At 58.2% G+C, this 21,079-nt stretch carries 20 protein-coding genes and 1 CRISPR repeat array; of the genes, 6 read left to right on the top strand and 14 right to left on the bottom strand.

Annotation, left to right across the window (positions count from 1 at the left end; all coding sequences use genetic code 11):
* The first annotated feature begins 52 nt into the window (after positions 1-52).
* The 4 genes from BQ9843_RS04295 to BQ9843_RS04310 all read left to right on the top strand — a co-directional run bounded on the left by BQ9843_RS04295 (position 53) and on the right by BQ9843_RS04310 (position 5,148).
* Complete coding sequence (locus BQ9843_RS04295; RefSeq protein WP_075844008.1) at positions 53-1,432, top strand: efflux RND transporter periplasmic adaptor subunit; 1,380 nt, start codon at positions 53-55, stop codon at positions 1,430-1,432.
* Positions 1,432-2,226 carry an ABC transporter ATP-binding protein gene (locus BQ9843_RS04300; RefSeq protein ID WP_083647913.1) on the top strand — a complete coding sequence of 265 codons (795 nt, stop codon included), beginning with the start codon at positions 1,432-1,434 and terminating at the stop codon, positions 2,224-2,226. Before BQ9843_RS04295 ends, BQ9843_RS04300 begins: the two co-directional genes overlap by 1 nt.
* Entirely contained in the window at positions 2,223-3,440 is a 1,218-nt protein-coding gene (locus BQ9843_RS04305) for an ABC transporter permease (RefSeq protein WP_075844009.1), read from the top strand. The genes BQ9843_RS04300 and BQ9843_RS04305 overlap by 4 nt, the downstream gene beginning before the upstream one ends.
* Positions 3,441-3,810: 370 nt before the next feature.
* Complete coding sequence (locus BQ9843_RS04310) at positions 3,811-5,148, top strand: TFIIB-type zinc ribbon-containing protein (protein WP_075844010.1); 1,338 nt, start codon at positions 3,811-3,813, stop codon at positions 5,146-5,148.
* Positions 5,149-5,799: 651 nt separating this feature from the next.
* Here the strand turns inward: BQ9843_RS04310 and BQ9843_RS04315 are convergent.
* Positions 5,800-7,602 carry an ABC transporter ATP-binding protein gene (locus BQ9843_RS04315; protein WP_075844011.1) on the bottom strand — a complete coding sequence of 601 codons (1,803 nt, stop codon included), beginning with the start codon at positions 7,600-7,602 and terminating at the stop codon, positions 5,800-5,802.
* A 209-nt stretch (positions 7,603-7,811) separates the two neighbouring features.
* On the opposite strand from BQ9843_RS04315, the gene BQ9843_RS04320 reads away from it, so the two are divergent.
* Positions 7,812-8,375, top strand: a complete 564-nt coding sequence (locus BQ9843_RS04320) for a GNAT family N-acetyltransferase (protein ID WP_230205580.1) — start codon at positions 7,812-7,814, stop codon at positions 8,373-8,375.
* A gap of 25 nt (positions 8,376-8,400) precedes the next feature.
* Here BQ9843_RS04320 and BQ9843_RS04325 read toward each other — a convergent pair whose 3' ends face one another.
* The 3 genes from BQ9843_RS04325 to BQ9843_RS04340 form a co-directional block, all read right to left on the bottom strand.
* The gene (locus BQ9843_RS04325) at positions 8,401-9,186 is read right to left on the bottom strand and encodes an ADP-ribosylglycohydrolase family protein (RefSeq protein ID WP_075844013.1); all 786 of its coding nucleotides are present in this window, start codon (positions 9,184-9,186) and stop codon (positions 8,401-8,403) included.
* Between the two features lie 278 nt (positions 9,187-9,464).
* Entirely contained in the window at positions 9,465-10,178 is a 714-nt protein-coding gene (locus BQ9843_RS04330) for an SDR family oxidoreductase (RefSeq protein ID WP_075844014.1), read from the bottom strand.
* A 1,414-nt stretch (positions 10,179-11,592) separates the two neighbouring features.
* A complete protein-coding gene (locus tag BQ9843_RS04340) occupies positions 11,593-11,811 on the bottom strand; it encodes a hypothetical protein (protein ID WP_075844016.1) in 219 nt (72 codons plus the stop codon).
* A gap of 83 nt (positions 11,812-11,894) precedes the next feature.
* Positions 11,895-12,193: direct repeats of the CRISPR family, unit length 36 nt; unit sequence GTTTGATTACCAGTTAGATCGGCACTGCTCCAAAAC.
* A gap of 290 nt (positions 12,194-12,483) precedes the next feature.
* On the opposite strand from BQ9843_RS04340, the gene BQ9843_RS08715 reads away from it, so the two are divergent.
* Positions 12,484-12,621, top strand: coding sequence for a hypothetical protein (locus BQ9843_RS08715; RefSeq protein ID WP_154665539.1), 138 nt, complete (start codon positions 12,484-12,486; stop codon positions 12,619-12,621).
* 72 nt (positions 12,622-12,693) lie between these two features.
* On the opposite strand, the gene BQ9843_RS04345 is transcribed toward BQ9843_RS08715, so the two are convergent.
* From BQ9843_RS04345 to BQ9843_RS04395, 10 genes are all read right to left on the bottom strand, one after another.
* Positions 12,694-12,942, bottom strand: a complete 249-nt coding sequence (locus BQ9843_RS04345) for a hypothetical protein (RefSeq protein WP_075844017.1) — start codon at positions 12,940-12,942, stop codon at positions 12,694-12,696.
* A gap of 161 nt (positions 12,943-13,103) precedes the next feature.
* Positions 13,104-13,463, bottom strand: coding sequence for a hypothetical protein (locus BQ9843_RS04350; RefSeq protein ID WP_075844018.1), 360 nt, complete (start codon positions 13,461-13,463; stop codon positions 13,104-13,106).
* A 2-nt stretch (positions 13,464-13,465) separates the two neighbouring features.
* On the bottom strand, positions 13,466-13,744 hold the full coding sequence (locus BQ9843_RS04355) for a hypothetical protein (protein WP_075844019.1): 279 nt from the start codon (positions 13,742-13,744) through the stop codon (positions 13,466-13,468).
* A 498-nt stretch (positions 13,745-14,242) separates the two neighbouring features.
* Positions 14,243-14,449, bottom strand: a complete 207-nt coding sequence (gene cas2, locus BQ9843_RS04365; protein ID WP_075844021.1) for a CRISPR-associated endonuclease Cas2 — start codon at positions 14,447-14,449, stop codon at positions 14,243-14,245.
* Positions 14,450-14,631: 182 nt separating this feature from the next.
* A complete protein-coding gene (locus BQ9843_RS04370) occupies positions 14,632-15,648 on the bottom strand; it encodes a sugar-transfer associated ATP-grasp domain-containing protein (RefSeq protein ID WP_022387673.1) in 1,017 nt (338 codons plus the stop codon).
* A gap of 78 nt (positions 15,649-15,726) precedes the next feature.
* The gene (gene tgt, locus BQ9843_RS04375) at positions 15,727-16,866 is read right to left on the bottom strand and encodes a tRNA guanosine(34) transglycosylase Tgt (RefSeq protein WP_022387674.1); all 1,140 of its coding nucleotides are present in this window, start codon (positions 16,864-16,866) and stop codon (positions 15,727-15,729) included.
* Positions 16,867-17,008: 142 nt separating this feature from the next.
* Entirely contained in the window at positions 17,009-18,169 is a 1,161-nt protein-coding gene (locus BQ9843_RS04380) for an FprA family A-type flavoprotein (protein WP_075844022.1), read from the bottom strand.
* Positions 18,170-18,344: 175 nt separating this feature from the next.
* On the bottom strand, positions 18,345-18,992 hold the full coding sequence (locus BQ9843_RS04385) for an amino acid ABC transporter permease (RefSeq protein WP_195906610.1): 648 nt from the start codon (positions 18,990-18,992) through the stop codon (positions 18,345-18,347).
* A 39-nt stretch (positions 18,993-19,031) separates the two neighbouring features.
* Positions 19,032-19,922 carry a substrate-binding periplasmic protein gene (locus BQ9843_RS04390; RefSeq protein ID WP_195906611.1) on the bottom strand — a complete coding sequence of 297 codons (891 nt, stop codon included), beginning with the start codon at positions 19,920-19,922 and terminating at the stop codon, positions 19,032-19,034.
* Positions 19,923-20,140: 218 nt separating this feature from the next.
* Positions 20,141-20,941 (bottom strand): SDR family NAD(P)-dependent oxidoreductase, encoded by an 801-nt coding sequence (locus BQ9843_RS04395; RefSeq protein WP_075844024.1) that lies wholly within the window; start codon positions 20,939-20,941, stop codon positions 20,141-20,143.
* Positions 20,942-21,079 lie beyond the last annotated feature (138 nt).

Genomic DNA, 21,079 nt, shown 5'->3' on the forward strand with positions numbered 1-21,079 from the left:
TCGAGGAAAGCATGTAAACCATCGAGGAAACCGAATCTATAGAGGAGACCCCATGGCTCAAGATCCCCGCACCTCCCAGGACGAGGTCCAGCACCTGCCCGTAGACTCGACTGAGACCTTGCCGCTCTTGACCACCGCAGACCCCGAGCAGCAAGATTCTTCCATCTCCGATGAAGAGGCATACGCTAAGCTCAAAGCCAAGCGTGCCGAACGCCGCCGCAAGAAGCTCATCCGTCGCGGCATTGTCGCGGGCGTCATCGCCGGCATCATACTCATCGCTGTCGTTGCGACCGCCATCATGAGCTCGAAACCGCAGTCCACAAACGAGCCCGTACTCGAGACGGTCCAGGAAGGAACGTTTACGACCTCGGTTGAGGCAAAAGGCCAGCTCAAGCCTATCTCGGCATCGGTAGTCTCCCCTACCGTCGACGGAACCGTGGCAGAGATCAACGTGCAGACGGGCCAGCAGGTCAATGCCGGCGACGTGCTCATGACTATCAAGAACGACGACCTCGATCGCGATGTTACCGAGGCCCAGCGCACCCTCGCCGCGGCGCAGGAAGACCTCGCCGCTGCAAAAAGGGCCCTGACCAGCGCACAGAGCGCACCGGCCGTCGATGATGAGGGCAGCCCTGCCTCTACCGACACCTCCTCGGAACAAAGCGCCGTCTCGAGCGCCCAGCGTTCCGTGGAATCCGCCCAGGCGGCCCTCGACCAGGCCAATGCCCGCGCCGCCGAGCGCACCGTAAAGGCACCCAGCTCGGGCAGCATCGTGGAGCTCAACGCCAAGGTTGGCGCCACCGTCTCGGGCGGCATGGTCATGGGCGAAGGCGACACGAGCGGCGGCAAGCAGTGCATGCAGATCGCCGACCTCTCCAAGATGAAGGTAACGGTCCAGGTGGGTGAAAAAGACATCGCAAAGATCGCCGTGGGCCAAACCGCCAACGTCACCTATCCCGCATTTCCCGATATCACGAGCCAGGGAACCGTCACCGCCATCGCCTCGGTGGCAAGCGGTGATGGCGGCGATGGCGTGAACTTCGACGTCGACATCCTCATCGACGCGCCCGACAAACGCCTAAAGCCCGGCATGACCGCCGAGGTCTCGATCATCACCGAACAGCTTGACAACGTTGTCATGGTTCCGACCCTCGCCCTCATGACCGACGACGGGGACACGTACTACGTCAACCTGGCAACCGACGAGACGGGCACCGAGACCCGCCGCGTCGAGGTGACCATCGTGACCCAAAATGACGACGAAGCCGTGGTGGGTAAGGTTGAAACCGAGTACGACGACCAAGGCAACGAGATCAATCCAAACGTTCCCGTAACCAAACTACGCAACGGCGACACTCTTGTGGTCGACACGGAATCCGGCTCCAGTGATGCCGACGCTCCCGCAGACGCTACGCCATATGAGGACATGTAATGCGCCCCGTCATCGACATCCGCAACGTGCATCGCATCTTTGAGAGCGAGGCCGGCTGCGCGCACATCCTCCATAACGTAAGCCTAGCTGTAGATCCGGGCGAGTTCGTGGCCATCACCGGCCCTTCCGGCTCGGGTAAGTCGACGCTCATGAACATCCTGGGTTGCCTGGACAAACCGACGGCGGGAGACTACTTCTTGCAAGGACTCAACGTGGCCGAGCTCGATGACGACGAGCTTACCGAGGTGCGCGCCTTAAGCATCGGCTTTGTCTTCCAGAGCTTCAACCTGCTGCCGCGTCTTTCGGTTATCGAAAACGTGATGCTCCCTCTCTCCTACACCAATGTACCGCGCTCGCAGCGCGAGATGCGCGCCGTCCACGCACTGCAAGCTGTCACGCTTCCCGTCGACCACTGGGACCATCGCATATCCGAGCTCTCGGGCGGCCAGATGCAACGCGTCGCCATCGCGCGAGCGCTCGTCAACGATCCGCCCATCATCCTGGCCGACGAGCCCACGGGCAATCTCGACTCGACCACCGGAGCCCTTGTCATGGAAACGTTCCACAGGCTCCAGGAGCGCGGCAAGACCATCGTGCTCATCACGCACGACCCCGGAATTGCCGCCGAGGCCGACCGCGCCGTGACCATCCGCGACGGACGTCTGCACGAAGGCGCCTATATTCCGCGCGCGGCGCACGCGCGAAGTGCTGCCAACGCTGCCGGCGCCACCGGCTTTCGCTCGGATATCGCTGCACTTCCCACCCTGCAGCCACGAGAGGGGGCAACGCTATGAGCATCCGCGATTTGATTCGCGAGGCATTGCACTCGCTTGAATCCAACAAGGGTCGAAGCCTGCTTACCATCTTGGGTATCGTCATTGGCATCGCATCGGTCATAGCCATGACCTCGCTCATCGGCGGCATCCAAAACGGTCTCATCAACAGTCTGGGCCTCAATGCGGCGCGCATGATCCAAATCTATTCATCAGAAAACCTCACCGATTCGGATATCGAGAAACTGCGTAAGACGATTCCCCAGATCGAGCAGATAGGCATCATCGACAACGCCTATACCGATTATCAAAAAGGCGACACCACATATAACGTCTCAACTGAGGGCATGGACATCTCCGTGCTCAAGATTAAGGGATATGACGAGCCCCTCTGTGGACGCTCCTATACTGAGGCCGAGGCCAAGACCGGCGCGCGCGTGGCGATGATCAGCCGCAACGGCGCTGAACAACTTTTTGGCCAAAACATGGAAGACGCCCTGGGAAAGACAATCAAGGTATCGAGCGGCGAAGTGCGCATCATCGGCGTGGTCGATAATGGCGCCGAATCCCTGGGATCGCTGTCGCTCATCATACCGAGGGCGACAATCGCTGCGCTGTTCATGGACTCGAATAGCGTATTCCCCAACGTGACGGCCCTCGCACGAGAAGACGCCGATATCGACGAGCTGTGCAATACCATCAAGACCAAGATTCAGGAATTCAAGGGGCTGAGCGGTGACGATGAAAGCGGAGACGTCATGGTCAGCTCGATGAAAAGCGCTATCGACGCCATGAACTCCTTTATGGGCTCGTTCTCGCTCATCATGGGCGCCGTGGCGGGCATCTCGCTTTTGGTGGGCGGCATCGGCATCATGAACATGATGCTCACCAACGTTACCGAACGCATCCGCGAGATTGGCATCCGCCGCGCACTCGGCGCGAGCAGACGCGATATCACAGCCCAGTTCCTGGCCGAATCCTCGGCGCTGTGCATCACGGGCGGCATCCTGGGCGTGGTCATCGGATACCTGCTTGCCTGGGCGCTGACGCTTTTTGCCGCAAACTCCGGCATCCTGAACGAGCTTGGCGCAAGCGGAGGAATCGCCCCGAGCTTTTCCATCACGACGGTACTGCTCGCCTTTGCGGTATCCGTAGGTATAGGCGTGATCTTTGGCTTCTACCCCGCCCGCCGTGCAGCAAAGCTCGACCCGGTGGAGTGTCTGAGGTATCAGTAGGGCGACTGTGGGTGTGGGCGGTCACGGGCATTGGCATTTTCGTACGCTGGCGATTGCGCGGACTGGCGATTGCCGACGTGGGCGATTGCGGGCACTGGCACATGTGCGTGCTGACGATTGCCAGCACGGGTTCTTGCGAGGACAGGACTCTGCGGGCACGAGCGAGCGCCCGACACTCGATGACCGCCGGACATGAAATGGCCACCCGACGCACAGCGACCGCCTGACGGCGCCCATCCATCTAGCCCTGCATGACAGTGCACCGCAGGGCGCCGTCACAGCTCCAAAACGGGACCTAAGGGTCTAGGCACGAAAAACAAGCCTCTCCATACTTGGTGGCAACAGACCAAGCGTTAAGGAGGCTCACCCTATGGACGAGTTCTTTGCCATCAAGTGCCAAAACTGCGGCGGTCCCATGTATTCGCACCAGGCCAGCCGCTCATTTGAGTGCGCCTACTGCGGAACGACCACACCGTGGGCCCCGGGCGCAGGAGAGCCCAAGAGCGCTCTGGGCATTCGGCATCAGACGCTTCAAGTTGTCGACGGTCTGCTCAAACTCACCCATGTCTCGCAGCTCGAAACGCCCGAAGATCCCGATTGGTATTTCTTCAATCCCCATTGGCGCAACCAAACGGTGCTCGAGCATCTTCTATGGGAAGACCGCGCCACCGCTTCTGAGTACCAAGAAGCCGAGCACGTGACCATCCCTTGCCCGTTTTGTGGTGCGGCCTTTGAGGGCTCGTCGACACAGCGCGTGTTCGAGTGCCCGTCGTGTGGCAATAAAATCGGTGTCGCCGACTTGCTCAAACCCGGCGCATTCAGCAAGCGCCTGACCATGGGCGTTGGTGCGGAATACGTGCCCGAACAGGGAATTCCATGCACGATTACCGAGCAACAGGCACGCGCCAACGCTTTGCACCTCGTGCGGCAATACCCCGATGCCTTTGCAGGCCATAACGTGGAAGACGCCATTCAAAACGATATGATGCTCTTCTACTTCCCCATGGCGCTTGCCGACCTGCGTATGATGGCGTCCTTCCCAGGCAAGGGCCTGAATAAGGAAGCACTGGTGTATTACGAGGTACTCGACTGGGCGTACCCCCGAGCCAATTACCTGGATGTTCGCCTTATGGGAATTCTCGAGCCCTGGGATTTCTCGAAAGTCGCCCCGTTCGATCCCGCAATGCAGGAGGGTGACTTCCGCGTGATCGCCGTCGATGCCTCGACCAAAGACAACGTCGTTATCGACAAGCTAGCGCTCGATATCGCGGGCAATGACGCCGAGTCTGCCCTAGGGTTCAACAAAAAAAGCATCCGCAAGTGGGCTCGCAAGGCGCGCAGGCACAAGGACGGCCTGGTCATGGTGCCCGTGTACTTTGTTGACCGTCCAGCGGCGGATGGTCGAGACGACGAACAGGTGCGCATCGCCGTCAACGGACAGACCGGTCGCGCGGCAGCAGTGGTGTTCAGCGAAAAGCGCGAGACGCACATCGTGGCGCCCCTCAATCCGAGCCTGCGCCTTTCGAGCGAAAGCACCGTGCATGCAACGCCTATCGAGGTCAAGTACATCAAGTCGCCGTTCTTGTACCAGATTGTCCGTCGAGGTGGCGAGGGCACCGGGCAGCAAACCGCTGCGGCAAGCCAGGGTGCGTATCGAGAGGAAAAGACCAAGCGCAGGGGGCTCTTCGGCGCAATTTTTGGAAAGTAGCCGAGTGACCCGGCAGAAAATGGGACCAGGGCGCCGCCGAAGTGTATCTTCCGGCGGTGCCCCTTTTGTTGACGGCAGCGGTTGCAGCGGCTTGGAGCGGTGCTGGCCCTGAACGAGCGGCAGGTTTGCCGCGCCCGCGGACAGACCGACCATCGAGAACGATGCTGTTCCTGGGCGAGTGGCGGCTTTTAATGCACTTGCGAGCACGGCACCCGTTTGGGCCATTGCATCGTTTCAAATGAGTAGCGGTTTTCGAACATTTTTGAACGAGTGGCGGTTTTTGAAACGGCATAGCGCCAGATAGGTTCTGATTCTGCACGATTATCCGCCACTCATATTAAATGAACGTTTTACCGCCACTCATCAATCGACGAATACGGGGCCGAGCAGCGTCTCGGTGCCGCCTTGGTGCGCTCACGAACATGTTGCCCACCATGGCGGCGTCGCCCGGAAATGAGTGGCGGTTTTCCCAACATCTCCCGACGAGTGGCGGTTTTTGAAACGCCTCCGGGCTAGATACGGCCCGATTCCGCACGATTCACCGCCACTCGTTTTGAAATGCACGTTTTACCGCCACACGTTAGCGAGAAAAGCAGCCCGGAACGCCATCCGCAAGCACCCCATCGGCACCGCCGCGCTACGCCTCCAGCGTTACGCCTCCAAGAAGGCACCCGTCTGACGACCCCACAGGCTCGCATACTCGCCGCCCGCATCCACAAGCTGCGCGTGCGTGCCGTCCTCCACGATCTTGCCGTCGGCAAGCACCACAATGCGATCAAGCGCCGCCACCGTGGAAAGGCGATGCGCCACAACAATCGAGGTGCGCCCGCGCATGAGGTTCTCGAGCGCCTCCTGCACCAGCGCCTCGGACTCGCTGTCGAGAGCAGATGTCGCCTCGTCAAGCACCAAGATCGGGGCGTCGGTCAAAATGGCACGTGCGATAGCCACGCGCTGGCGCTGCCCGCCCGAAAGCTTAACGCCACGCTCGCCCACCATGGTGTCAAAGCCCTGCGGCAGACGGTCGATAAACTCGGTCGCGTTAGCCAAGCGAGCCGCCTCGCGAATCTGCTCGTCGGTAACGTCGGGGCGCCCGTAGGCGATGTTCTCGCGAATAGAACGATGGAACAGCAGCGCCTCCTGCGGCACATAGGCAACCTGGCGGCGCAGGCTTTGCTGCGTGCAACGCGAGACGTCCTGCCCATCAACAAGCACGCGGCCGCCCTGAACGTCGTCCAGGCGAAGCAGCAGCTTGGTGAGCGTCGTCTTGCCCGAGCCCGATTTGCCCACCAGGCCCACGCGCTGGCCCGCCGGCACGTGCAGCGTAAGATCGTCAAACACGCTCTCGCCCGATGCTGCATCGCGATAGGCAAAGTTCAGGTGCTCGAAATCAATCGCGCCCTCGCGTACCTTAAGCCCGGGAGCGTCCTCGTCATCTGCCACCAAGCGCGGCTCGTCCAGCACGCGCGTCATCTCGGCGGCGTCGCCCAGCGCACGGTTGATGCGCTGCATCATGGAGCTCACGTAATTGAGCCGCATGGTGAGGTTGTACGTGTAGGTAAAGATCATAACGAGCGCACCGGCCGAGATGCCAAACCACGCGTTGCCGCCCGCCACGAAAACGCTCACCACGGCCATGGTGATAACGATAAGGCCGGAGGTCGTGAAGTTGCGCTGCATCATGGCATGCATCGAAACCGTCTCGGCATCGCGTGCGGCACGGTCGGCGGTGTCGAACAGATCGCGTTCAAAGTCCTCTCGGCCGCAGGTCTTAACAGCCAAGATATTGGTCACAGCGTCGGAAAGCACGCCCGAGAGCTTGTTTTGCGCGGCGGACGTAGCGGCCGAAAGCGGCATGATGCGCTTGTACATCACCCATACAAAAGCGATGTAGACAATCATAATGAGGACCAGAATCGCCGTGAACAGCGGCACCACCGGCGCCAGGGCTACAACCGTGCAGACAACCGAAGTGATTGTGGGAATGAGCGAGTACACGGTCACATCCACCAGGCCGGTGTAGCCACTCATGAAGCGACTCGTCTGACTCACGAGCGATCCGCCAAAACGGCTGGTGTGAAACGTCATGGACTGGTTGGAAAGCGTGTCAAAGCACAGGCGCGCCAGATGATAATTGCCGGCAATCTCGAGCTTGTAGACGGTATAGTCCTGCAGCTTGGAAAGAATTTGGCCCACCAGGTTAACGAGCACAAGCGCGAGAATATACGGTCCAAAGACCTCGAATACCTGATCGCCCACCACAGGGCCAGCTTGAACACGGTCGACGATAAGCGCCATGACATAGGTGTTGGCAAACGTAAGCAAGAAGATGTAGCCCGCAGACGAAAACACCGAAAGGAAGACGATCAGCGGCTGCGTGCGCGTGACGTCCCAAAATCGCCGCAGCGTTCGGCGCACGGTCGATCGCTTGAGCGGGCTGGTGCTTCGCTGAGACATGGGCTTCCTTTCGCTGATGATAGGCAGTTGTTATTGTTGCACATTGGAGGGGAGCGCGGATGCCGGCACAGCATCGACGGCCCGCCGGCATCCACCCGCCTCCAGCAAGTTCCGCCGTTATTCTCCAGAAACAACTTTGTGTCACAATCCAAAGCAGCACAATCCAGATATGGGGGCGAATCGCCTTGGAAATACAAACGAATGACGATGTGACGCTGCGCGATATTCGTCAAGAAGACATCGCCGATTACATCCGATGGGAAACCATCGAGACCGAATGGCAGCTTTGGGATGCCCCCTGGCTTTACGAAGGACGTACTCCTAAGCAATGCGAGCGCGAACTCAAGGAATATATCGAGAAACTCGGGCGCTGGGTTTCCGAAGCATCCGAGTATTCCGATTCGAGCATTCGCAGCCGTTTTGAGATCGACTATCAGGGCGAACACGTGGGCTCCTGCGCGAGCTATCTGATTGACGGCAACTGCAATATCTTGGACGGGTGCGATACAACGTCCCTCGGCAGGGCGATTGGCATCTGCGTGTTTGATCCCCAGTACCGCCGGCACGGCATTGCCACCGCAGCGCTCACGGGTCTTATCGATTACCTAAAAGCCCATGGAAGCCAGCGCATCTTCACCCAAACCTGGTCGGGCAACGAGCGCATGATCGCATTGGCGCAAAAGCTCGGCTTCACAGAGTACAGGCGAAAAGACGGAATCCGCCAGGTGCGTGGAGACATCTACGATGGATTGACTTTCGAGCTGATGCGCTAGACGAACGGCGCCCCAAGCCACCCATCTACGGCAGACATGCCTCGATAACATCCTTGCCCTTGAGCGCATCAATCCAGCAGCTAGGGATGCCATCAAAGCTATAGACAATGCCAGCAAGGGCACCGGCAACGGCGGCGGTCGTATCGGTATCGTCGCCAAGGTTGACAGCCGTCAGCACGCACTCCGCGTAGCTCGACGTGTTGGCAAGGCACCAAAGCGCCGCTTCGTACGTATGGAGGACATACCCGCCAGAACTGATCGAGCCACGCGGTTTTCCTGCGTCAACCCCGCCCATGGCCACGGCATCGCTAACCGACATGCCGTCGACAAGCGCCTTGGCAACGTGCACCATTTGCACGCATGCCTCGGTTGAAGTCGGGTGCGCATGGGTGATGGCAGAAACCGCGCGAACCTCATCGTCCGTCACATCAAAAAACGCCAAAGGAACCGTGCGCATAAGCGAGCCATTGCCGTTATCGCGCTCGCCAGACAGACCATGGCCTGCTATAAGCGCACGCGCCGTCGCGTTGCCGATATCGAAAAGACCGTCGCACGTATAGGCGCCGTCGCGATACCACGCCAGAAACCGCGCACGGATGCCATCGGTATCGATGCCGCCCAAATCACGATAGCTGTCGCATATCGCGAGCGTCATGGATGTGTCGTCGCTCCAGGTGCCCACCGGCTGTCCATGGGTACCGAAGCCGACCATCCCGGTGCACTCGAACGTATCCCGCCCACGAAACTCAAACGGAACCCCCAGCGCATCGCCAACGGCCTGGCCGTATATACAGTCTCGAACATTTGCCATGACGATTCTCCTTGCCCTCGACAGTTTCTTTCCGGTCTCTCATCGGCAATCAGACAAGCACCACCCCAAAGCAACAATGTCCGTGTAAGTGAGACAGTGCCAACCGTCGCGCCGCCTGTCACCATAAGAATGGGTGTCACCTGGGATAAACATGGACATGCTTGCGACTCCTCGTAGGCAAATCGTAAGCCCTCGCGCGGACAAGAAATGCAATGAGCGCACAGCGGTCGTGCGCCCACGCGCCGCCAGGCCACCGCCCCGCAGCGACCCAAAGCCCCTTAAAACGGTGCCTTTGTCACACGATGGAGACGGATCTCGTCGCAAACGGCATCGCTGCGATGCGTGAGCAGGTACTCCGCCGCATCTGCAACGTCCTCTGGCAAAATCATGGGCGTCCCCACAATCTCGGGACGCACCTTGGCAACCATGTCGGTCAGAACGCCTCCCGGGGAGATGAGGTGGACGCGAACGCCGTCTTCAAAGACCTCGTTGGCAAACGACTTGGAAAGACCGCACAGGGCATGCTTGCTCGCAACATAGGCACTCTGATTGGGATAACCCTCATGGGCAACAACGGAGCAAACGTTGATAATCTCAGGCGATGGCGATGCCTTAAGGAGCGGCAACGTCTCGCGCATGAGGATGAACGGCGCGCGCACGTTTGTTGCCATCACGGCGTCGAACTTTTTGGTCGATATGCTCTCCAGCGGCCCCGATTGCACGATGCCCGCATTGTTCACCAAGATATCGAGCCCGCCAGTTGCGCGGATGTACCCCACAAGCGCAAGGATGCTGCTCTCGTCCGTAAGGTCACAGGTGACGGTCTTGGTGGCACCCGGACAAAGGGCAGCGGTCTCATTGAGCGTGGCACCGGTCCTGCCCACCAGGACAACGTCGCAGCCAAGCTCACTCAACCGCTGGGCAACAGCCCTGCCGATGCCCGAGCCCGCGCCGGTGATCAAAGCTCGACGTCCCTCGATGCTCGTTTTCATTTGGACTCCTCCCGCTTGAGGCTTTTTGATAATTCTGCTGAATGCATCATAGGGCCGGCAACCTTTCTTTTTATTTCCAACGTCAAAATTGCAAGAAACGCTGTGGAAGCGGCCAAGATGGGTTTGAAACGTCGCCCGATTAAACCGCTGGCAGTTGTATGGCAGCAGCATCACCTGGACGGCTCCCCGCTCCCACAGCTCAAGCAACCACGCTGGACGCCAGAATTATTGCCCGGCCCTCCGCGAATTGCCCTGTCCCGCCTTTGTCGCGCGCCCCTTGACAAAGGCCCCTCGGGGAGCCCGACGTCGACCGCGTCGAAGAAGAAACCCACGCCGTGGGGAGCGAGCTGCAGGTTGAGGAGGTCGACGGAATCGACGATGTACTCGCTGAACTCATCGGTCGGGTCGTTCGCGTACCTTATCCCAAAGTGCGTCGTAGCGGCTGCTCCTCTCCTTCTTATATCTGAACAGCGTGACGCGTATGCTCTATCGAGGTTTACGGCTGCCATGTCTTCCGCCAGTTTGATTACCGGCTAAATCGGCAATACTCCAAAACGTTTTGCCTTTTGACCTGCTATTTTGCTGTTTGCGGCATCTCGCGCATATAGGAACCTCGCAATACCTCGCCGCTCTTCTCGTCGCTTGACGGAGCGAATGCCGCAGCCGCATGATGCAGCTGCCAACCGGGTCAACCGGACGGCGGGAACCTCGATAACCGGATAGCGCAGAGAAAAGCGGCACGCAAAGTGCTCCCATCGAGACAAGGGCAGCGATGACTCAACGATATGAACGGAGGTCCAGACATGGACGTTACGCAAATCATCGAACTGTTGGTGCTCATAATCGCGGCTATCGAACTCGGCCACTGAATCGGTAAGGATATCGGGCACCGAAAGAAATAGCCGCTCCCCGCACGACGCGGAAAACGGCCACCCTCCAACCTCGAAAGCTGAAAACGAGCCGGCCACCCGCTAGCACCGGGTAACCGCCCTTGTCTCGATGGTAGCACTCAGCACGAAGACTACCAGCTAGAACAACGGCCTAAACAGAAAGGAAAAGACCATAATCGAGTATAGCACAACGAGCTGCATCAACACGATCAGTATCAGAGAGCTAGGACCAGACGAGCCGGCGAGAACGCTCTTTGGCATGACTTACGACGTGCAGCTCACGACTTCAGGTCGCAACTGCGGAATTGGGCGTTTCTGGTTTGCTTACCGGCTAGATCGGCACTGCTCCAAAACATAGACGCATGGTCGCGCACCGGTCACGCGCTAGCCGAGCGCGGCATGTACGGCGCGCTCGCGGTCGCTCAGGTGCCAGCGCTCTGCGGCGGCACGCTCTGCGGCGGCGGCACGCTGCATGAGAAAGGCCACACCCCCGCGCGGCCTTTTACGCTCTCGTTCTGTCGTCTCTAGGGCTGCGGCTCGGTATCGGGCCTGAAGTGGTCGCACGACGCGCCGTCGAAAAGGATGGCGCGCGGCTTCCCCGTGCTCTCCCCGCGTCGGTAGATGAGGCAGTACGCCTTATCCGGGGCGTTCTCGAACGGTGCCGGCCCGTGCGCGAACAGGCACCCTTGGCACGCCTTGCAGTCGGCAGGCCTACCGCCCATCTGTTCCCCCGGATGAATCATGTCAGCCTCCTTAGGCCATTCGCTTCTTCGGTCCGGTCCATTCGTCAGGGTCCTGCTGGAACAGGTCATAGCCAGCCTCGGGAGTTTGATTACCAGCTAGATCGGCACTGCTCCAAAACAGGGCGTGAGGGCGTGCCAGAGAGCAATCGTTTGATTACCAGTTAGATCGGCACTGCTCCAAAACCGCTTCCGCTGCTCGACCACGACTACCGTCGTTTGATTACCAGTTAGATCGGCACTGCTCCAAAACGGGAGGTAGAGAATGGCTATCGCGAACGGGTTTGATTACCAGTTAGATCGGCACTGCTCCAAAACATCGGGGGAGGCGCGCGATGACGGAGGCCAGTTTGATTACCAGTTAGATCGGCACTGCTCCAAAACAGCCGACTCGACGACATGAACGGAGGTCCAGAACATGGACGTTACGGAAACAATCGCACTGTTGGCGCTCATAATCGCAGCTATCGAACTCGGCTACCGAATCGGTAAGGATATCGGACGCCGAAAGAAATAGCCGCCCCCGAGAAACGGAAACGGCCACTCCCCAACCTGAAAAGTTGTAAACGAGTCGGCCACCCGCGGCAACGGGTAACCGCCCTTGTCTCGATGGTAGCACTCAACCAAACACGATTGCTACCAGCTAGAACAACGGTCTAACAGAAAGGAAAGACCATGACCGAGTATACCACCGACAGCCATCTCAACGCAAACTGCATCCGCATCGCCGAGGAGATTGAAGCCCACGCAAACGGCAGGGCATACACCGACGATAACGGAGACGTCGTTATCCTTGACGGCGACGATGTTTGATTACCAGTTAGATCGGCACTGCTCCAAAACGTTGCCTACTCATACCGCCTGCCCCTCCAGTTTGATTACCAGTTAGATCGGCACTGCTCCAAAACTGATTTGCGGGAAGGCCTTCAAATCGCCCATATCATTCGAATAGGCCGTCTGTCCGCCGAAATTGTCTAGCTCTTCTTGAGCTGTCTCCGCGATTTTGTACCATTGGCAGAGCAGCGAGAGCGCGGGCACATCAGACTGCGAAAACGCGCGTCCTTGCGTCAGCTCGTCCCATTTAGCGGATTTGAACGCATCCGATTCGATGCCAGGGGGCTTTGTGATGGGCATGCGATCACATCCAATCGGTAATAAAAAAAGCTGACCCGAAGGACGGCTAGAAATTTCTTACGTTTTTGCAGAGTCAGAAATCGCGCATTCACTGGTCATTTCAAAAATCCCACCATGGCGGTTGGCTTGAGCTTGCCCGGAATTGCTTTTTGGCGATTTCGCTACTCGATGAACTTCTCGACATAGCGGCGAACGATCGTCTCGCAGATGTCTTTTAGAAGCGGATAAGGCATGTCAACGCCAGCAGCCTTGAGGGTGTGAATGCATATACGCCAAACATCGGGCTGCTCAATCATCCGCAGGAAATCGGCGCCGCCATCCGTAAGCCCGTGAACCGAACCGCCTAGGCATATATCGCCGTTGAACTCTAGCGAACTGGAAATAAGCCCCTCGCGCTTCATGCGTTTAAGTTCATCAACCACGGTGGAGCGATCAATGAAACCAGAGAACTCATCGAACGGCAGCTCATTGCTTTTGGAGATGAATGTGAGCAATGAGCGCATTGTTTCGTAATCACGCATGGCTAATCACCGTCAAATTGCTCAATAGGGATTTCTGTAAATTTGCCATCTAGGCTCATTTTGTAATCGTGAAGCTCATCACCGATTTCATCAAGAACGGCAGCGAAATTCAATGCGCTGCCATCGCTCTTCATGACAGCACACGGCCCATTCCCACCAATGCTCATGTCATCATATTTACTGAAAACAAATGCATTCTCATACTCAGTGCAAAAGTCGAAAAAAGATTTATCGCTCATCTTGCTAAGCGCTATATCTCTTGCAGCGTTGATATCAATCATGGAGCACTCCTTTAGTATTTGCGTGAAGTAACGGAATCTTTCGCTCTATCAGATATCCGCAGGTTATCCGTCCTTACGATGTTCACGCTTCCCGGCTTCGCTCTTTTCTGAATCTGTTTGATTACCAGTTAGATCGGCACTGCTTCAAAACCATTGGAACAAATTCCCCACTGCGAGAGGGACGGCCGATCCAACCGAATTAGCTATTTATGCTCCAAAAACCGCAGGTCAATAGCCATTTTTTGCTCATGTTCATACGAGCTGTTATCATGCTTATTTTCCAATAAAAGCACTTTTAATTTCAAGAAAAATATATGCTCATAGAGCTGTTCAAGCTCATTTTTCGTCAAAAAGATTTCGAATTTACGAAGTAGCGCCCACACCCTGACTTCAACGAAGCAGCCACACGCGCAAACAAAGCGCCATTTTCAATCTCGAAGACCGACGTCTCCCCCGCCTCTACCTCCAACGGATACTCGAAACCAGAAAATACCAATCTCATAGAATAAGAAGCTCTTCCATCGTATCAACCTCATCGTAAGCTTCGCGATTGCCCGTTATATATTCCATTGTCGCAAACTGCGACTCCATGACGCGCAAAACCTGAACTAAGCCAGAAGGCGGACGGTGCTTCCTCAGACGTCGAACAGCATTTCCCGCCGCACCATCGTTTACAACGAGTTTTGCGTAAACTGATTCCTGCAACCCTACCTATAAGCGGTTTTATCGCCCAGTCGCCCACCCAGCACGCACGGCAACCCCAACCAAAACGCAAAAAAGCCGGCCCCTTTGTCCACGCGTCCGCCGCAAAGAGCGGCACATGAACAAAAAGGCCGGCTAAAACCAACTCATCAGGGCCGGGCAACGCACCTCAAACCCATCAGCACCTACAGCTTGCCAAGGTACTTCTCAAACTGCGGCTTGAAGCCAATATGGTCGGGCGCCTGACTCGGCATTTGCGGAAAGGCATCGTGACCAGGCAGGTTGTTTGCCTCGATGAACAGCGGGCCGTCCTCGGTGATAGCAACGTCCCAGCCCACATAGCCCATGCCCGGGATCTTTGCTGCAGCCGCATGGCACAGATCCATAACCTTGTCCCACATGGGAATCTGATAGCCAGGCAGCTCGGTGCCGGAGCGCGGGTGACGCTCGTACACATGGAACTCCTTGTCGCAGGCAGGGCCCGCAATCTTTCCCGTCTCCAGGTCCACCACGGCGTACATGCCACCAGCGTTGATATTATCTACAGGGCGATCGCTGTTGCCCATGCGGATGCACGCATAGATCACATGCGGCTCTCCGTCCTCGGGGCGCACCGTGTACACGCGGATGGTGTTCACCGAACCCGGATAAATCTTGGCCATGGCAGGGTGCTGCACCACCACGTCCTCAATCAGGTCGGCACCCGAGCCCTTTAGATAGTCATACAGAGCATCCAGCGAATCGAAATCCGCCACCTTGAGCTTTTCCACGCCCTGACCGCAGCACAGATCGCTCGGCTTGGCGATAATCTGCTCGCGTCCCTCCATAAAGGCAAGGAACTCCTCCTTGGAGCAAGTAGAGAAATGCAGCCATCCGCGATGCAGATACTCATTAAAGAACTCATAGAACTCGTTCTTGTTATCCACCAGGTGGTAATACTCCGGATTATTCAGACGGCGCACAATGGTGTTATTAACCCCTCGGGTCACAAAGGTGGCGCGCTGCGCATCGTTCATGTTGTAGAACTCCAGCAGCGAGTAATCCTTGTAGCCGGCACCAAACTTAAAGCCGCACTTCACCACGTCGGCAAACAGCCACACGCGGTTCTTTCCGCTCTTGTCATGGCAGTCCCCCACCGTTTGAAACAGCGCACCGTAATCCATGTGCGCGATGCAACGAAAGATATAACCCAACTTGCCCATAATGGCTCCTCGAATGCTCAGATAACCCAACGTGAGTATAGGCCGCCGTACGTCAGCGCAATGCGACAGCGCGCACCCTTAATAGTCCACGGCGCCTTCGCTTGCCATCCACTCGCTTTGGAACTCGGCATAGCGTCCCTCGATAATCGCTTGGCGAGCACGGCGCATCAGGTCCAACAGGAAGTAGATGTTGTGCTCGGAAAGCAAGATGCCGCCGAGCATCTCCTTTTGCGTGACCATATGACGAATAAGCGCACGGCTGTAGCCGCCCGTGCACACCGGGCAGGTACACTTGGGATCGATGGGGCCGTCATCATGCGCAAACTTGGCGTTACGGAAGTTCAGACGGCCCTGGCTGGAAAACGCCGTGCCCATGCGGCCCGTGCGCGTAGGCAGCACGCAGTCGAACATATCGATGCCCACGCCCACACCGCGCACGAGCGTGGTGGGGTTTCCCACACCCATGAGGTAGCGAGGCTTGTTGCGCGGCATGTATTCAGAAGCAAGCGGCGCAAGCGTCTCGAACATCGTCTCGTGGTCTTCGCCCACAGAATAGCCACCGATGCCGTAACCGGGAAAATCGCCGCACTCTTCCAGATGCCTGAGCGAGCGCACGCGCAGGTCCAGATGCATGCCGCCCTGCACGATGCCAAAAAGAGCCTGGTCGGGGCGCGTATGCGCAGCATAGCAGCGCTCGGCCCACTTGCTCGAAAGCTCAACGGCACGCTCCACATAGGCGCGCGTTGCCGGGTAGCCCGGGCACTGGTCCAGCTGCATGCAGATGTCGCTTCCCAGCTTCATGGCAATCTGCATGTTGTCCTCGGGCGTCCAGAACACGTGGCGGCCATCGTAGTCGGTCACGATAAAGCGCACGCCATCGTCGGAGAGCTTGACCGCATCGTTATGGCTAAAGACCTGAAAGCCGCCCGAATCGGTAAGGATGGGACCGTGCCAGTTCATGAAGTTATGGAGCCCGCCCAGCTCATCAATCAGGTCCTCGCCCGGGCGCATGCTCAGGTGATAGGTGTTGGCAAGCACGATCTGCGCGCCCAGTGCCTTAACCGTCTCGGTGGGAATGCCCTTGACGTTGGCCTTGGTTCCCACGGGCATAAAGATGGGCGTCTCGACATCGCCGTGCGGCGTGTGCAAAACGCCCGCACGCGCATGCGTCTTGGGATCCTCGGCGACGATGTCGTATTTGAAGAGGGATTGATCCATGTATTGGAGCTCCTTGTTGATATGCATGTACGTGCAGTAGTTTCGCACACAAAAACGGCGCGGGAGCAAAACCCGCGCCGTTTACATAGCGTTTCTGGTTGCAAGGCAGCCGGCGGCGAGACGCCGGGTCCTCCGTACTCCCCTACGCCGAAAGCTCGTCGGCAAGCGTCGCGATCTGCGCGCGCGAATCGTCATCGAGCGCACCCAGGACGGTAACGCCCGCCTGGGTAAAGGTGATGTCAGAGAGCTCGGCAAGCTGCTTCTTCATAACCTTGGCCGCCATGGGCATCCAAGAGCCGCCCTCGACCAGCGCAATCGTGCGGTTCTGGTAGTTATGCTCGGCCAGCGTGTGGATAAACGTGCTCATGAACGGGAAGATGCCCGTTGCATAGGTGATGGAGCACAGGACCAGGCGATCGTAGCGGAAGGCGTCTTCCACGGCCTCGGCCATGTCGTCGCGGGCAAGGTCGAACAGCGAAACCTTCTGGCCGCGCTCCTCAAGCGCCGCGGCAAGCTCCTCGGCGGCCTGCTTCATGTGACCGTAAACACTCGCGTAGGCGATAGTCACGCCATGATCTTCGGGCTGATAAGAAGACCAGGTGTTGTAGGTCTCCAGGTAGTAACCCAGGTTCTCCTTGAGCACAGGGCCGTGGAGCGGGCAGATAACCTGGATGTCGAGGCCAGCTGCCTTCTTGAGCACTGCTTGCACGTTCTTGCCAAACTTGCCCACGATACCAAAGTAGTAGCGGCGCGCCTCGCACGCCCAGCCCTCGGGATCCTCGATGTCGTTGGCGCCAAACTTGCCAAAACCGTCGGCCGAGAACAAAACCTTGTCGTGCGCGTCGTAGGAAAACATGACCTCCGGCCAGTGCACGTTGGGCGCTGCCACAAAGGCAAGCTTATGAGCACCAAGGTCAAGCTCGCTGCCCTCCTTGACAACTACGCTGCGGCCCGCAAAATCGGTACCAAAGTAGTTCTTCATCATCTTGAAAGCCATTGCCGAGGAAACAACCTGAGCCTCGGGATAGCGCTCCATGAAGGCGGCGATGCCCGCGGAGTGATCGGGCTCCATATGGTGAACGATCAGGTAGTTGGGCGTGCGACCGTCGAGCACGGCCTCGAGGTTACCCAGCCACTCGTCAACAAAATGAGCGTCGACAGTATCTGCAACAGCCACTTTATCGGAAAGAATCACATAGCTGTTGTACGACATGCCGTTTTCACTCACGTCATACTGGCCCTCAAACAAATCGATGTCGTGATCGTTGACGCCAATGTAGCGGATATCCTCGGTAATCTCCATGATGCTCCCATCTCGAGCTGAGCCCTGAATTCGTCATGCATTCTACCACGCGCGCAGCATGTTGCAGCAGCAGTCACATGGTATGCGCATGCGCCCCAAGCTTCAGCGAAACAAGAAGCAGCGCCGCAAGGTCAAGCACGCCCACGGCCGCCACGCGCGGCACGCCCGCACGCCCCTAGAGGCAAAACTTGCGCTCGACGGCATGCCCCGCAGCGGTGAGCGCCATAACGATAAGGTAGTACACAACGGCCACCGCCAGGAACGGCTCAAACGCACGATAGGTCAACGCCTGCACGCTTTGTGCCGCGCGCATCATGTCCATAAGGCCAATGGTGGCGACAAGCGAGGAACTTTTGAGCACGGTAATGACCTCGTTCACAAGAGCGGGAATCACCGAGCGCAGCGCCTGCGGGATGACAATCAGGCGCATCATGGTGCCATATGGCAGCCCAATGGCGCGAGCAGCGTCGTACTGCCCACGGTCAACTCCCTCGATACCGCCGCGCACGGTCTCCGAAACCGTCGCCGAACCATTGAGCCCCAGCGTGATGACGCCGGCGGCAAACATCGAGATCTTATAGCCCGTGAGCTGCGGCGTTGCAAAGTACGCCATAAAGAGCAGCACAATGAGGGGCACACCGCGAAAGATTGACGTATAGAAATCGAGCAGCGCCCGCAGCGGACGGCAGGGCACCACTTTGAGCACGGCGATAATGAAGCCCAGCACAAGAGCGATTGCGAGGGCGGCCGCCGTAACCTCGCAGGTCACGGCCAGGCCCTCGACAAACATCGATATGTACGGCTGCAAAAGGTGGAACTTCATCGTCATGCACGCAAGTTTGATCAGAGGTGGGGCGGGCGACTATTTGCCCTGGGACTCGACGGTCGAGGTGCCCGAAGCAGAGAAGTCGCCGTTCCACATGAAGTCGGCGCCCACGTACTTTTTGATGTACGTGTCGATTGTGCCGTCCTCGAGCATCTCCCCGATGCAAAGGTCGAGCTCGGTCACAAAATTCGCACCCTTGTTAGCCATCAGGCGATAGACGCCTACGTGGTCGGCGGTCTCGGCGCGGTCGAGCAGGCCGAGCACCAGGCCCTCGTTAGCATCGCGCATGGACTGGCCCTCGGCGCCATCGCACAGGTAAGCGTCGATACGTCCGGCAAGCACCTCCTGCAGGCACTGGTCGCCGCCGTCGTACGTGTGCACGTCGGCATCCGGCATCACCTTGGTGATGAACTTGTTCTGCACGGTACCGGTAGTGCAAGCGATGGACTTGCCCGCAAGGTCCTGGACGCTCTTGATGGGGTCCCCGCCCATGGTGAGCACGCCCACAAGCGGCTGATAATAGCCACGCGTGAAGTCGTAGGTCTCCTCGCGCTCCTCGTTGGCGCTCATCGCCATGGTGAAGGCGGTGTCATTGCCCTGAATGGACGCGAGCGTGGCGGCGAAGTCCTGCGGCTCGAAGGTATAGGTGAATCCCAAGCGCGAAGCCATCTCGTCGGCAATGGCGATGTCGAGACCCACGACTTTGTGCTTGCCGTCTGCATCGGTATCGATATAGCGATACGGGGCAAAGGCGTCGTCGCCCACAAAAGTGAGCTTGGCGTCCTTGATGCCATCGGCAGTCGCCGCGGCAGAGCCAGATGCGGCAGACCCCTGGGCGGCGTTTTGAGCAGAACAGCCGGCAAGCGCGGCGACGGCACCCCCAGCGAGAAGCCCAACAAAACCGCGACGAGAGATAGAACAGGTCATATTAAAGCCTTTCGACAAGATGTGGCACTGATCAGCACGCTCCATTCTACGGCGTAACCCATCGCAGCTCGCACGACGATGAAAACTAACCAGGGCGAAACATGTCCTGTATGCCAAACCCAAACAAAGGGCACACAAAACGATAGCCGCACATCAAAAATGGGCCCCGCGCAAACGCGGAACCCACCGGTACTCAAACAACGTGAGCAGATGTCAGCCTACGGACGCTGGCCCATGCCGCCCCCGAGGGTGATGGTCTCACCGTTCATGTACTTGAAGTCGGGACCGCACAGCTGCACGACCACGCGGCCGATCTCCTTCTCGACGTCGCCGTAATGGCCGGCCGGCGGCATGTGGACGTTGGCCTTGAACGCCTCGGGGTAGGCAGCCTCGAAGTTCTCGAGCTGAGCCGTCCAGGCAAGCGGGCATACAACGTTCACGTTGACGCCGTCGGGACCCCACTCGTTCGCAGCCACGCGCGAAAGGCCACGGATGCCCTCCTTTGCAGCCGCATAGCTGCACTGGCCAAAGTTGCCAAAGAGGCCGGCGCCCGAAGCGAAGTTCACCACAGAGCCTTTGGTCTCCTTGAGATGCGGGTAGGCCTTCTGCATGTACAGGTAGGTTGCGTAGAGACCCGAGTAGATAGCAAGGTTGAACTGGTCCATCGTGTGGTCGGCAATGGTCACGCCCGAGGCGGAAGCCTGTGCGTTGTTGACCACGGCGTCGATGCGGCCAAACTCTTCGATGGCCTTATCGATAACGTTTTGAACCACGGCCTCGTTGTCCTGACCAGCAGAAACGTCTGCTTGCACGGGCAGCACCTTGATGCCGTATTCAGCCTCGAGGCTCTCCTTGGCATCCTCGAGCTTGGCCACGTTGCGGCCGGTGATAACGAGGTTCGCGCCCTCTTTGGCAAACGCGATATCGATGCCATAGCCGATGGATCCAGCGCTGCCGTCCTTGAGCGTCGCCTTGCCGCCGCCGGTCACGATCACGGTCTTTCCGTCAAACAGTCCCATGTGATACTCCTATCGCATCGAGGCTTCAAATCTCCACGGGTGAGGCCCGCGGCTCAAACCACTAATGTAGCTGAGCGTTTGCGCCCTCGACGCCAAGAATGGAGCCAAATGGGGTGAAAGGCGACACGTCTCCGACAT

It is taken from the genome of Collinsella bouchesdurhonensis (assembly GCF_900155365.1).
Lineage (GTDB): Bacteria > Actinomycetota > Coriobacteriia > Coriobacteriales > Coriobacteriaceae > Collinsella > Collinsella bouchesdurhonensis.